The sequence below is a fragment of the Bradyrhizobium sp. genome (assembly GCF_035701725.1).
Taxonomy (GTDB): domain Bacteria; phylum Pseudomonadota; class Alphaproteobacteria; order Rhizobiales; family Xanthobacteraceae; genus Bradyrhizobium.
Window position 1 is genome coordinate 1 of sequence record NZ_DASSRP010000425.1, and the last position, 12,582, is coordinate 12,582.

General features: G+C 62.2%; 16 protein-coding genes and 1 pseudogene. 13 read left to right on the top strand and 4 right to left on the bottom strand.

Annotated features, from left to right (window positions below; all coding sequences use genetic code 11):
* A partial coding sequence (locus tag VFL62_RS26260) for a formyltetrahydrofolate deformylase (RefSeq protein ID WP_325175311.1) occupies positions 1-370 on the top strand: 370 nt, incomplete at its 5' end.
* Between the two features lie 158 nt (positions 371-528).
* On the opposite strand, the gene VFL62_RS26265 is transcribed toward VFL62_RS26260, so the two are convergent.
* Positions 529-801, bottom strand: a complete 273-nt coding sequence (locus VFL62_RS26265) for a hypothetical protein (RefSeq protein WP_325175312.1) — start codon at positions 799-801, stop codon at positions 529-531.
* 459 nt (positions 802-1,260) lie between these two features.
* Here VFL62_RS26265 and VFL62_RS26270 point away from each other — a divergent pair, with 459 nt between their 5' ends.
* The 7 genes from VFL62_RS26270 to VFL62_RS26300 all read left to right on the top strand — a co-directional run bounded on the left by VFL62_RS26270 (position 1,261) and on the right by VFL62_RS26300 (position 7,668).
* Positions 1,261-2,439 carry an ABC transporter substrate-binding protein gene (locus VFL62_RS26270; protein ID WP_325175313.1) on the top strand — a complete coding sequence of 393 codons (1,179 nt, stop codon included), beginning with the start codon at positions 1,261-1,263 and terminating at the stop codon, positions 2,437-2,439.
* Between the two features lie 124 nt (positions 2,440-2,563).
* On the top strand, positions 2,564-3,433 hold the full coding sequence (locus tag VFL62_RS26275; protein WP_325175314.1) for a branched-chain amino acid ABC transporter permease: 870 nt from the start codon (positions 2,564-2,566) through the stop codon (positions 3,431-3,433).
* A gap of 11 nt (positions 3,434-3,444) precedes the next feature.
* The gene (locus VFL62_RS26280) at positions 3,445-4,476 is read left to right on the top strand and encodes a branched-chain amino acid ABC transporter permease (RefSeq protein WP_325175315.1); all 1,032 of its coding nucleotides are present in this window, start codon (positions 3,445-3,447) and stop codon (positions 4,474-4,476) included.
* Entirely contained in the window at positions 4,473-5,225 is a 753-nt protein-coding gene (locus VFL62_RS26285) for an ABC transporter ATP-binding protein (RefSeq protein ID WP_325175316.1), read from the top strand. The genes VFL62_RS26280 and VFL62_RS26285 overlap by 4 nt, the downstream gene beginning before the upstream one ends.
* Before the next feature lies 1 nt (position 5,226).
* A complete protein-coding gene (locus tag VFL62_RS26290; RefSeq protein ID WP_325175317.1) occupies positions 5,227-5,937 on the top strand; it encodes an ABC transporter ATP-binding protein in 711 nt (236 codons plus the stop codon).
* Between the two features lie 159 nt (positions 5,938-6,096).
* Positions 6,097-7,215, top strand: a complete 1,119-nt coding sequence (locus tag VFL62_RS26295) for a cobalamin-independent methionine synthase II family protein (protein WP_325175318.1) — start codon at positions 6,097-6,099, stop codon at positions 7,213-7,215.
* 108 nt (positions 7,216-7,323) lie between these two features.
* Positions 7,324-7,668: a curlin repeat-containing protein gene (locus VFL62_RS26300; protein ID WP_325175319.1), complete on the top strand. Its 345-nt coding sequence runs from the start codon at positions 7,324-7,326 to the stop codon at positions 7,666-7,668.
* A gap of 69 nt (positions 7,669-7,737) precedes the next feature.
* On the opposite strand, the gene VFL62_RS26305 is transcribed toward VFL62_RS26300, so the two are convergent.
* The 3 genes from VFL62_RS26305 to VFL62_RS26315 are packed head-to-tail and all read right to left on the bottom strand — an operon-like array spanning position 7,738 to position 9,081.
* Positions 7,738-8,181, bottom strand: coding sequence for a DUF6941 family protein (locus VFL62_RS26305; protein WP_325175320.1), 444 nt, complete (start codon positions 8,179-8,181; stop codon positions 7,738-7,740).
* Positions 8,178-8,615: a helix-turn-helix transcriptional regulator gene (locus VFL62_RS26310; protein ID WP_325175321.1), complete on the bottom strand. Its 438-nt coding sequence runs from the start codon at positions 8,613-8,615 to the stop codon at positions 8,178-8,180. Before VFL62_RS26310 ends, VFL62_RS26305 begins: the two co-directional genes overlap by 4 nt.
* A complete protein-coding gene (locus tag VFL62_RS26315) occupies positions 8,596-9,081 on the bottom strand; it encodes a hypothetical protein (protein WP_325175322.1) in 486 nt (161 codons plus the stop codon). The genes VFL62_RS26310 and VFL62_RS26315 overlap by 20 nt, the downstream gene beginning before the upstream one ends.
* Positions 9,082-9,467: 386 nt before the next feature.
* Between VFL62_RS26315 and VFL62_RS26320 the strand changes: the two genes are divergently transcribed.
* The 5 genes and pseudogenes from VFL62_RS26320 to VFL62_RS26340 form a co-directional block, all read left to right on the top strand.
* Positions 9,468-10,865 (top strand): hypothetical protein, encoded by a 1,398-nt coding sequence (locus VFL62_RS26320; RefSeq protein ID WP_325175323.1) that lies wholly within the window; start codon positions 9,468-9,470, stop codon positions 10,863-10,865.
* 62 nt (positions 10,866-10,927) lie between these two features.
* Positions 10,928-11,335 (top strand): curli-like amyloid fiber formation chaperone CsgH, encoded by a 408-nt coding sequence (gene csgH, locus VFL62_RS26325; protein ID WP_325175324.1) that lies wholly within the window; start codon positions 10,928-10,930, stop codon positions 11,333-11,335.
* Positions 11,320-11,895, top strand: a complete 576-nt coding sequence (locus tag VFL62_RS26330; RefSeq protein WP_325175325.1) for a hypothetical protein — start codon at positions 11,320-11,322, stop codon at positions 11,893-11,895. Before csgH ends, VFL62_RS26330 begins: the two co-directional genes overlap by 16 nt.
* Positions 11,896-11,944: 49 nt before the next feature.
* A complete protein-coding gene (locus VFL62_RS26335; protein WP_325175326.1) occupies positions 11,945-12,256 on the top strand; it encodes a curli assembly protein CsgF in 312 nt (103 codons plus the stop codon).
* Between the two features lie 99 nt (positions 12,257-12,355).
* Positions 12,356-12,582, top strand: a pseudogene (locus VFL62_RS26340) (curli production assembly protein CsgG); the annotation flags it as partial.

A 12,582-nucleotide genomic window follows, 5' to 3' on the forward strand; every position in this document is an offset into this window, starting at 1 on the left:
GACCGATCTCGTCGTGCTCGCGCGCTACATGCAGATCCTCTCCGACGAGATGTCGGCCAAGCTTTCAGGACGCTGCATCAACATCCATCATTCCTTCCTGCCGGGCTTCAAGGGCGCGCGGCCCTATCACCAGGCGCATGAACGCGGCGTCAAATTGATCGGCGCCACCGCCCATTACGTCACGCGCGATCTCGACGAGGGCCCGATCATCGATCAGGACGTCGAGCGTATCAGCCATCGCGACACGCCCGATGATCTCGTGCGCAAGGGCCGCGACATCGAGCGTCGCGTGCTGGCGCGCGCCGTGCGCCACCATCTGGAGGACCGCGTGATCCTCAACGGCCGCAAGACCGTCGTGTTCATGGATTGAAGCGAGTCTGTCCAAAAACAACTCGTCATTCCGGGGCGCGCGTAAGCGCGAGCCCGGAATCCGTTTCTCCGAGCATTGTTGGCGCACAATGGATTCCGGGCCTGCGCCTTGCAGGCGCATCCCGGAATGACGTCTCAATGTGAAATTTCGCGCTTATCCTAATGCACCGGATCGAGCTGCGCCGGCGCCGACGCATTGGCGTTAGTGGGCGCAGGCTCCAGCCGCTTGCGCTCGTGCTCCTGCATAAAGGCGTCGTATTCCGGCGTGCCGCGCCGGGGCGGGACATCCTTGGGCATGCCGCCGGCCCATTGCGGTATCGCCTCGCCAACAGCGGGGCCGAGCCTTTCGTTGATTGATGAACAGCCGCCAAGGATCGTCCCCGCAAGCGCGAACGCGGCAATCACGGCGGTATGGCGGGCGCTGGCTGGCATCTGCTGGACGGTAGGCCTATGGCCTTTAAAAAAGATGGATTTGAGGCCGAGCGGTTGACCCCGCACGGTTTACGCCGGCCGCGGTCTAAAGGCCAACCGGCCGCACTCCCTGCTGATTTCGCGCCCAGCACTTTTTGTTGACAAGTCCATCTGATTTGTACATTCGTACAAATGTCGATCGAACCCGGAAGCGGACAAAGAGGCCGCGCCGGACGCGGAAGAGAGGCGGCCATGGCTGTCCAGCCCAGCACGGTTGACAGTACCATGGCACCATAGTGTGGTCGCGTTCCGGACGGGACGCGTGAGGGGACGCGTTGGGGGAATTGAAGCTGAAAATTTGAGCGGGCACCCTTCGTTCAATTGACGAGGGCCGTGCAAGCAATGCCTTCTAGCACTTAACGGCCGGCGAAGCCGTTCGACAAAATCGATTCAGACACAATCGATCAGGGAGAAACGTTCATGTTCGTTCGCAGTCAGCTCTTGCTCGCGGCAGGCGTGTTCGCCGCCGCAGGTGCGCTTGTCCCAGCGCCGCTCGCGGCGCAGGAGGTCGTCAAGATCGGCCTGATCGTGCCGATGACCGGCGGCCAGGCTTCGACCGGCATCCAGATCAACAACGCCGTGAAGCTTTATATGCAGCAGCACGGCGACACGGTTGCGGGCAAGAAGATCGAAGTGATCCTAAAGGACGATGCGACGCTGCCGGACAACACCAAGCGGCTGGCGCAGGAGCTGATCGTCAACGACAAGGTCAGCGTCATCGCGGGCTTTGGCATCACGCCGGCCGCGTTCGCCGCGGCTCCGCTCGCCACGCAAGCGAAAGTGCCCGAGGTCGTGATGGCGGCCGGCACCTCTATCATCACCGAGCGCTCGCCCTACATCGTCCGCACTTCGTTCACACTGGCGCAATCCTCCACCATCATCGCGGACTGGGCGGTGAAGAACGGCATCAAGAAGGTCGCGACGCTGACCTCGGATTACGCGCCGGGCAATGACGCGCTGAATTTCTTCAAGGAGCATTTCACGGCCGGCGGCGGCACGATCGTCGAAGAGGTCAAGACCCCGCTCGCCAATCCCGACTTCGCGCCGTTCCTGCAGCGCATGAAGGATGCCAAGCCCGATGCGATGTTCGTGTTCGTGCCGGCGGGGCAGGGCGGCAACTTCATGAAACAATATGCCGAACGCGGGCTCGACAAGGCCGGCATCAAGGTGATCGGACCTGGCGACGTCACCGACGACGATCTCCTGAAGGACATGGGTGATGCCGTGCTCGGCACCGTCACGGCGCACATCTATTCCGCCGCGCATCCGTCCGCGCTGAACAAGGAGTTCGTCGCGGCCTACAAGAAAGCCTACAACCAGCGTCCGGGCTTCATGGCGGTCGGCGGCTATGACGGCATTCACCTGATCTACGAGGCGCTGAAGAAGACCGGCGGCAAGACCGACGGCGACAGCCTGATCGCGGCCATGAAAGGCATGGCGTGGGAGAGCCCGCGCGGCCCGATCTCGATCGATCCGGAGACGCGCGATATCGTGCAGAACGTCTATATCCGCAAGGTCGAGAAGGTCGACGGCGAGCTTTACAACGTCGAGTTCGAGAAATTCGACGCGGTGAAGGATTCCGGCAAGACCAAGAAGTGACTCCGAAGGAGTCATCCCGGGGCGCGGGCGAAGCCGGCGAACCCGGGATCTCGAAATTGTTCAGACAGATTCTCCGATGCGCAATTGCGCATCGTAGTTCAGCGCTCAGGCACGCTCGCTCTTTATGACCTCCATCCTCACCATCCTGTTCGACGGCGTCGCCTACGGCATGTTGCTGTTCGTGCTGGCGTGCGGGCTTGCGGTCACGCTCGGCCTGATGAATTTCGTCAATCTCGCCCACGGCGCCTTTGCGATGACCGGCGGCTATATCTGCGCGGTGCTGGTCAATCAGCACGGCTGGCCGTTCTTCGCGGCGCTGCCGCTGGCCTTTGTCGGCAGCAGCCTGATCGGCGGGGCGCTCGAGCGCACGCTGTATCGCCATCTCTACACAAGAAGCCATCTCGACCAAGTGCTGTTCTCGATCGGCCTTGTCTTCATGTCGGTGGCTGCGGTCGATTACATCATGGGCTCGTCGCGGGTTTTCATTCAGCTTCCATCCGTGCTGGAAGGCCAGTTCGACGTTTTCGGGGTCGGTATCGGCCGCTACCGGCTGATGATCATCGTGATCTGCGGGCTGTTGACCGCGCTGCTGCAGCTCATCCTGGCGCGCACGCGTTTCGGCAGCCGCTTGCGCGCCGCGGTCGATGATCCCCGCGCCGCCAGCGGACTCGGCATCAACGTGCCGCAGGTCTTCGCCTTCACGTTTGCATTCGGGTGTGGGCTCGCCGGCCTCGGCGGCGCCTTGAGCGCGGAAATCCTCGGGCTCGATCCGTATTTCCCGCTGAAATTCATGATCTACTTCCTGATCGTGGTGACCGTCGGCGGCTCGTCCTCGATCACCGGACCGTTTCTCGCCTCGCTGCTGCTCGGCATCGGCGATGTCGCCGGCAAATATTACGTGCCGAAGATGGGGCCGTTCGTGATCTACACCATCATGATCGTGATCCTGATCTGGCGTCCGAACGGCCTGTTCGGCCGCACCGCGGCGCGCTAGTGGAGCAACCCATGAGCGCGTCCTCCGATATCGGCGCCATCGCGAAGCTTCACGCCAAATGGCACTGGAGCGAGATCGTGTTCTGGGCCATCGCGCTGGCTTGCGCCTTTCTGTTTCCATCGCGCTATTTGATCATGACCGACATCGTGCGGCTGGCGCTGTTTGCGCTCTCGCTCGATCTCATTCTCGGCTATGCCGGCATCGTCTCGCTCGGACACGCGGCCTTTTTCGGCATCGGCGCCTATGGCGCGGGTTTGCTGGCGCTGCACGGGATCATCGCCGAGCCTGTAGCTGCGCTGGTTGTCGCCGGTCTTGCCGCGACCGTGGTCGGTTTTCTGACGAGCTTCCTCGTCATCCGCGGCGTCGATCTGACCCGGCTGATGGTGACGCTCGGAATCGCGCTGCTGCTGGAAGCGCTCGCCGAGCGTTATTCCAATATCACCGGCGGCACCGACGGCCTTCAGGGCATCGAGATGGCGCCGATCCTCGGGCTGTTTTCGTTCGATATCTTCGGCAAGGTCGGTTTCTTCTATGCGTTGATCGTGCTGTTCGTGCTGTTTCTCGTGGCGCGGCGGGTCGTCCATTCGCCGTTCGGATTGTCGCTGCGCGCGATCAAGAACAATCCATTGCGCGCCGCGGCGGTCGGCGTGCCGGTCAATCGCCGCCTGATCGCGGTCTATACGCTCGCATCGTTCTACGCCGGCATCGCGGGGGCGCTGTTCACCCAGACCACGCAGCTTGCATCGCTCGATGTCTTTGCGTTCGAGCGTTCGGCGGATCTGATGCTGGTGCTGGTCATCGGCGGCACCGGCTATCTCTATGGCGGGCTGATCGGCGCCGTGGTGTTCAAGATGCTGCAGGAGTTCTTCTCCACCATCACCCCGCAATACTGGCAGTTCTGGATCGGCCTTGTCCTGGTGCTGATCGTGCTGATCGGCCGCGCACGGCTGCATCGCTGGGTGCTGTTCGTGCCGAACCTCGTGATCCGGCAGTTCGGCGGCGGCAAGGCGCCGGTCGCCATTCCCGAGAGCGATGCACCATGACGCTCGCACTCGAAACACGAGGCTTGGAGAAGCAGTTCGGCGGGCTGAAAGTCACGCGCGATCTGTCGCTGAAGATCATCCAGGGCGCGCGGCACGCGCTGATCGGCCCGAACGGCGCCGGCAAGACTACCGTGATCAATCTTCTGACCGGCGTGCTGAAGCCGAACGCGGGCCGCATCCTGCTGGAGGGCAGCGACATCACCGATGCGACCGTGCACGGCCGGGTCTCGCGGGGGCTGTCGCGCACCTTCCAGATCAACCAGCTCTATCCGGATTTGACGCCGATCGAAACGATAGGGCTTGCGGTGTCGGAGCGGCTTGGCCGCGGCGGCGACTGGTGGCGCGTGATGGGCACGCGCGAGGATGTCAACGCCGAGATCGCGGAAAATCTTGCGCGCTTTCGTCTCACCGACGTGATGAACGAGCCGACCGCGACCCTGCCTTATGGCAAGCAGCGCCTGCTCGAAATCGCGGTCGCGATCGCGACCAAACCGCGCGTGCTGCTGCTCGACGAGCCCGCCGCTGGCGTTCCCGAAAGCGAGCGCCACGATATTCTTGCCGCCGTCGCCGCGTTGCCGCGCGATGTTACCGTGCTCTTGATCGAGCACGACATGGATCTGGTGTTTTCCTTTGCCGACCGGATCTCGGTTCTGGTCAATGGCGCGATGCTGGTGGAGGGCGCGCCGGACGAAGTGGCGCGCGATCCTCAGGTGAAGGCGGTCTATCTCGGCGAGGAGGCCCATAGCTGACATGGCTGACCTTCTCAGCATCGAAAACCTGCGCGCCGGTTACGGTGAGGCCGTGGTGCTGCCCGACATGACGCTGCGCCTGGCCGAAGGCGAGGTGCTGGCGCTGCTGGGGCGCAACGGCACCGGCAAGACCACGCTGATCAATTCGATCGTCGGCGTGACGCGGCGCTTCGGCGGCCGGGTCACGCTTGGGGGGCGCGATATCACCGCCATGCGGCCCGACCAGCGGGCGCGCGCGGGGATCGGCTGGGTGCCGCAGGAGCGCAACATTTTCCGCTCGCTGACGGTGGAAGAGAATATGACGGCGATAGCTCAGCCGGGACCATGGACGGTCGGCAAGGTCTATGAGATGTTTCCGCGCCTGAAGGAGCGGCGGAGCAATTTCGGCAACCAGCTTTCCGGCGGCGAGCAGCAGATGTTGGCCGTGGGACGCGCGCTGACCCTCAATCCGAAGGTGCTGCTGCTGGACGAGCCGACGGAGGGGCTGGCGCCGATCATCGTCGAGGAGCTTTTGAAGGCGCTCGGCACCATCACCCGATCGGGGGGCATCTGTTCGATTATCGTCGAACAGAACGCGCGCAAAATCTTGGGCCTTGCCGACCGCGCCGTGATATTGGAACGTGGCGCGATCGTGCACGAGGCGGCCAGCAGCGCCCTGAAGGCCGACCCGTCGGCGCTGGAGCGGTTTCTGGGCGTGGCGGGGAAGTCGTGAGGCACTCCGGCCGTCATTCCGGGGCGCGCGCGAGCGCGAACGCGGAATCCATAGGCGCCTTACGAGTGCTCGGAGAAATGGATTCCGGGCCTGCGCCTTGCGGCGCATCCCGGAATGACGACAGTATTCAATAATCCGTTCCTGTGGGAGTGAAACACCATGCAACGAACCAAACCTCCCTTCCGCGCTGACGAAGTCGGCAGCCTGCTGCGGCCGCAGCGCCTGAAGGAAGCCCGCGCCAGGCTCGAAAAGGGCGAGATCACGCCCGACGAGCTGCGCAAGGTCGAGGACATGGAAATCGAGAAGGTCGTGCACCGCCAGGCGTCGACCGGCCTGAAGCTTGCGACCGATGGCGAGTTCCGCCGTTCCTGGTGGCATTTCGATTTCCTCGCCAAGCTCACCGGCTGCGAAATGTTCCATCCCGACCAGGGCATTCAGTTCGCCGGCGTCCAGACCCGTCACGAGGCTGTGCGCGTCATCGGCCAGCTCGATTTTCCCGACGATCATCCGATGCTGTCGCACTTCAAATTCCTGAAGAAGCAATGCGACACCGCGCATGTCATGCCGAAGATGACGATCCCGTCGCCCGCGGTGCTGCATTTCCGCGGCGGGCGCAATGCGATTTCCAAGCAGGCCTATCCCGATCTTGACGCCTTCTTCCACGATCTCGCCAAGACCTATCGCAAGGCGGTGAAGGCGTTTTACGACGCCGGCTGCCGTTATCTGCAGTTCGACGACACGGTCTGGGCCTATCTCTGCTCGCAGGATGAGCTGAACAAGGCGCGCGAGCGCGGTAACGATCTCGACGGTCTGCAGGAGATCTATGCCCGCGTCATCAACTATGCGATCGCCGAGCGTCCCGCCGACATGACCATCACCACCCACGTCTGCCGCGGCAACTTCCGCTCCACCTGGATCTCCTCGGGCGGCTACGAGCCGGTGGCCGAGACGCTGCTCGCCGGCACCAACTATGACGGCTATTTCCTGGAATATGACTCCGAGCGCGCCGGCGGCTTCGAGCCGTTGCGCTATCTGCCGCGCGGCAACAAGGTGGTGGTGGTCGGCGTCATCACCTCCAAGAGCGGTGAGCTGGAAAAGAAGGACGACATCAAGCGTCGGCTCGAGGAGGCGTCGAAGTTTGCGCCGCTTGAGCAGCTTGCGCTGTCACCGCAATGCGGATTTGCCTCGACCGAAGAAGGCAACATCCTCGGCGAGGAAGAGCAGTGGGCGAAGCTTCGGCTCGCGGTCGAGGTAGCGCAGGAAGTGTGGGGCAGGTAGCGTTCGGCTCCGGCGCAGGCGCCCGACAAATTCGATTGCGTGCCGGCTTCCTTACCCAATCTTAATGCGAACTTTCTATCCATTTCGCACGAAAAGGAGAAAGTTCGCATGCGCATCGCGATCCCTGTTGTCATATTTTTGACAATGGCTGCTGGCCCGGCCGTGGCCAGTGAGGTGTTCATCGCGCAACTGTCAGGCAAAGCGGCCTCGGCCGAGCAGTCGGCGGCTTCGGCAAAGGCCTCGGCTGCGATGCTCGCTTTTCCGCTGCAACCCAAAGCGATCGGCGCGCCGGCGATGCCGACGGCGAATGCCGCGACCAACGTCTCCCTGGTGACGCAGACCGGAACGAACAACCTTGCCACGGTCTCGCAAACCGGCACCGGCAATGCGTCCTCTGTCGTCCAGCGCGGCAGCGGCAACCAGGCGATCGTGACGCAGCGCAATCCACGCTGACGCGCCGTCGATTTGCGAAGGTCAAGCCATCGCCGGGGCGAAGTGCAACGAACTTCGAAGATCGGGAAACTAGGCCGCTGTTACCGTGAGCGAACCGACATGGAGTTCGCCGGGGCCGCCATTGATCAGCGCGCGCACCTGGATCATGCCGGGTTCGGGAATCTCGAGCGGCGTGAAAACCAGGCTTGCGGCCACCACGATGCAGGGCGGCGCGCCGCCATTCTTTGGCAGGCTCGCCAAGAGATTGATCTGGTCTTCGAGCCTCGGCACCTCGATTGCCTCTTCGGCGACGGGATCGGTGCGGCCGGGCACGTAGCACCGCGACAGCACGGACTCATAGGGCTGCGTGGCCGGCGAGAACACGTGGAAGTGGATGTAGAATTTCGGCAGCACCAATGGAAAGCGCGGCGAGGCGAACATGACCGCATTGTAGCAGCCGACGAATGAAAGCTTGCCGCCAGGCTCGTTGCGGATGTCGTCGCAGAAGATCGAATAGCCGTATCGTTCCATCATGCGGACTTTTTCGGCTGCCCAAGCCCGGAATTTGCAGGCGCGGGTCCCGAGACCTGTTTGGCGGCGCCGTTGATGTATTTGATCGCGCCGTGCCGCACGGTCGAGGTTGTCATGGTCTGGGCTTGCAGCGGCTGATTTTGAACAGGCTGGTTCTGGCCGGCTTCAGGCGCCGGCTTTTTCAGCTCGAACGAGATCTCGAGGTCCATTGCCCAGGCGAGGTCCGCGAGCGAACGTAAAGTGAGATTGCTTTCGCCGGCAAGCTGCCGGTTGATCAGCGAACGCTCGGTATCGAGCTTTCGCGCCAGCGCCTCCTGCGACAGCCCGCCGTCGCTCTTGCGTTCGGCAAGAGCCCGCAGCAGTTCGCCCCGCACACGGCCGATGAACCGGCCGGCATTTCGCGCCCGCCCGCCGATATCAAAGTGAAAGGACGTCACTCGGCATTACCCCCTGCACACACAACGTTTCGTCCACTCCCCATTCCCGACGCATCCTGCGGATGGAGATCCGGTAACCCCGATAGAGGTCGTGATCCTTGATCACGTCAGCCCAGTTTCCGAACACGGCGACGAAACAGTCCTTCTTCAAGAACCAGCCGAAGATCCGCACATCCGGCGTCTTCAATTCCCAAACGGCGTTCTTCTCGGCACGAATTGATCGAAACTGCTTCATGTAAATCAGAGGCTGGCCGCTCAGAAATGTGTTGAAGAGATCATCCACCTGTTCGGCCGCCGTTGCTTCTCCGAGCCTCCGTTCCGGGCCTGCGCCTTTTGCCAATCGGCCAAGCCAGTCGATGAATTCCGGCGTGCCGTAGAGCAACCGCAGTTCCTGGTCGCGCGGATGCATCTCGACCTGAATTCGCGAGATGGCGTTCGCTGCAACCAGTTCCTCGATTGACGTCATATGTGTCCGAAGCCGCGATCCGAAGCCGTTACGTGGAATCGAAGCGCAGTCTACAACGCGGGAGCGTTGCCACATATGTCGGCGGACCAAAATCCGACGACCCTGCCACCTTTAATGGCTGAACGTGACAGTAAAATTGCAGGCGCACCGGGACAAGCGAAAGCCGGTTCGACACCCAAAATGAGCGGTCGGCTTGTTGACAACGGAGCCGATCTTGTGACGTGGCAAATGCCGAGATGTCCCTATTTGCAGGACTTTCCTGCTCGATTGTAACGGGCGCATGAAATTTTTTGCCGCCCATTGTCGTTGCCATTCACTGCGTGTTAACGCCTCGCGTGAGGGCAGCGATGGTCGCTGACCCCGCTTTGGAAAAACAGGGAAGTGTTATGAGGCATCTCACGACGCTGGCCATTCTCTTGGCCACGACGTCGCTGGCTTCTGCCGCCAGCAACGAGTCTTTCATCCTTCAGGCCGGCAAGAAGAACAACGCAATCGTCGGTCAGAACAACGGTCACAACAAGCAGGGCACCGCGCAGTTCGGTAACGACAACAGCGCCGTCACCGCGCAGCAGACCACCGGCAAGAGCTCGAACCAGTCGGGTACGCTCGAGATCGGCAACAAGAACACCTCGACGGTCGGCCAGCTCGGTGGCAACAACAACCAGGGCACGCTGCAGATCGGCGACAAGAACAACGCCCTGACCGAGCAGACCAACGACACCAAGAACAAGAACAATTCCTTCACCGGTCAGTTCGGCAACGGCAACAATTCGGCCGCTGGCCAGGCGGGCGGCAACAACAACCAGGCCACGCTTCAGTTCGGCGCCGGGAAGGATTCCGAAAATCTCGCGGTCACCGGTCAGCTCACGGCCGCGAACGGCGGCAAGAACGACTCCAAGATCATTCAGGCCGGCGCTGAGAACACCGCGAAGGTCAGCCAGGACTCCGAAGGCGCGGCCAGCGGCAAGAATCCGGGCCTGGGCGGCAACAACAATCAGTTCACGCTCCAGATCGGCACCGGCAACCTCGCAAAGACCAACCAGGAATCGATCGGTTCCGGCAAGGGCTCCTCGGCGGAAAGCGGCGTCAAGAACGATGCGGCCACCTTGCAGTTCGGCTTCGACAACACGTCGACCACCAATCAGAGCGGTTCGGTTGACGGCAAGAAGGCCGACCAGGCCACCAACGCTTCGCTGACCGCCCAGTTCGGCGTCGACAACAAGGCGAAGGTCAATCAGGTCAACGGCAACAACCTGCAGGGCACGATTCAGGTCGGCGCCGGCAACGTCGCCAACACCAAGCAGAAGAATGCTGACGATGCCAGCAACGTCAATGCCTCACTGACCGCTCAGTTCGGCAAGGACAACACGGCGACCACCAAGCAGACCAACGGCGACAATCTGCAAGGAACCTTCCAGGTCGGCAAGGACAACACCGCCACCACCAAGCAGAAGAACGTCGATGGCGGCAACGGCGTCAACGCTTCGCTGACGCTCGAAGTCGGCAAGGGCAATACGGCGACCACCACTCAGAAGATCGCCGATCCGCTCAACAGCGGCATCAACGGCTCGCTGATCGCCCAGCTCGGCAAGAACAACACGGCCACCGTGCATCAGGCAGACACCGGCCTGCAGCCGATGATCGGTGCAAACCTGCAATCGACCTTGCAGGTCGGCAACGGTAACAGCGCAACCACGGTCCAGACCGCGAGCGCGAACGTCTCCAACGCTTCGGTGACGGCGCAGTTCGGTTCGCACAACGTCGCGATCACGACCCAGAAGTAAGTCGACAAGGGAGCGGCGGGATCATCTCCCGCCGCTCTCTGTCAACCTCTCGAGAGGCGCCGATGCCGGATGCACGCACGGCTCTGATCAGCAGGATAGCTATCGCGATCTTGGGTGTTGTTGGTTGTTGCGCGCGGTCAGATGCCGCGCTGGCTGATGTCGAGCGGATGCAGGTCAAACAAGTGCTGGCGATCGGGTGTCGTATTCGGGTCATGGTGGAGGGCGAAGCGCTCCGTATCGAGGCCGTTGCGCAGGCCAGTGAAGAGGCCAGCGGCACTTATCGGCTCGACATTCAAAAACGCAGCACTAGCGGTACGAGCCACAATATCCAGAGCGGCGAATTCAGTCTCGAAGCCGATAGGGAAGAAGTCCTTTCGACCACGTTCCTGGGTGCATCCGATGAGGGGCACTTCCAGGCAAGCTTGCTGATCGATTCAAATTCCGGGAGTGTCTCTTGTATTTCGCCCTGAGAAATCATTTGTTCGCGGTCACGTTCGTTGCCGCGGCCGTGCCGGCCGTTGCGCTTGTGCCATGGGCTGCGCCGGCCCTTGCCGACGGCGCATTCATCACCCAGGCATCCAAGGGTGCCTTTTCCGGCCAGTCGGTGATCTCGACGCCGATCAATGTGCCGTCACAGATTCCCGTGGTGCCGCCGCGCGGCGGCACCACGCAATTGACGCCGGAAACCACGCTGGCGGCGTCTGGCGGAAATGTCGCCGGTACGCTGGAGATGGGGCGCAGCAATTTCGTGCTGCAGGCCCAGTCCGGCGGCGGCAACAGCTCCAATGTCGGCATCATCGGCGGCAAGTATGACAAGGTCGGCGTGTTTCAGCACGGGCAGGGGCTCGTCTCCAACCTGGCGCTGCTCGGTGTGCAAGGGCTGACGGTGGATGTGCTGCAGCCTCCGGGCACCGCGCCGGTCAACATGCTGATTGCGCGGCTGCCGAACGGTGCATTCGACATCATCCAGCCGAAGGGCGCGCCGCAGGCGAGCATCGTTCGCGTCGGCAACGTGCTGGTCGTCAGGTGACGAGCGGCTGAAACGGATCAATCGGGCATTTCGAAAGGGGCAGACGGACATGGGCAAGATCGCATTTCGGGTGATGTGTGTTGCGGGCGTCGTGGGTGTGCTGACGCCGGCATTTGCGACCGAGCAGGTCTATCATCCGATCAGTCCCGCGCTTGGCGGCAACCCGAACAACGGCGCGTTCCTGTTGTCGACGGCGCAGGCGCAAGGCGAGGGCGTCAAGTCGGGCAATCAGGGACCGGATCTGACGCCTCTGACCAACGCCTTGAGCAGCATTGGAAATACAAACGGTGGCGGCACCGGCGGCGGTAGCAGCGGCGCCAACACGGCGAATCCGACGGCAAACGCAACCAGAATGCCCTGATTTTCATGGGGCGAGGGTATATCGGCGCGCCATCGGACAGCTGTCATGTAGCGCTGATACCAAGTCTGAATTGTACTTCGTTGTGGGTGGGGGCATAAGTTGGGTTCGCGTGTTGCCAGTCTGGCGTGTCTGTTGCTGTTCGTGTTGCCGGCGGGCGGGTGCATGTTCGATCCGATGGCCGGAACGGCCAAGGACCGCGTCGACGAGCCCGCCTTCATGGTGCCGGCGACCAAGACCGGCCTGGTGCTCGATAACCTGCCGCCGCCGAGACGCAAGCTCGACGTTTCCATCTACAATTTCCCCGACCTGACCGGCCAGAACAAATC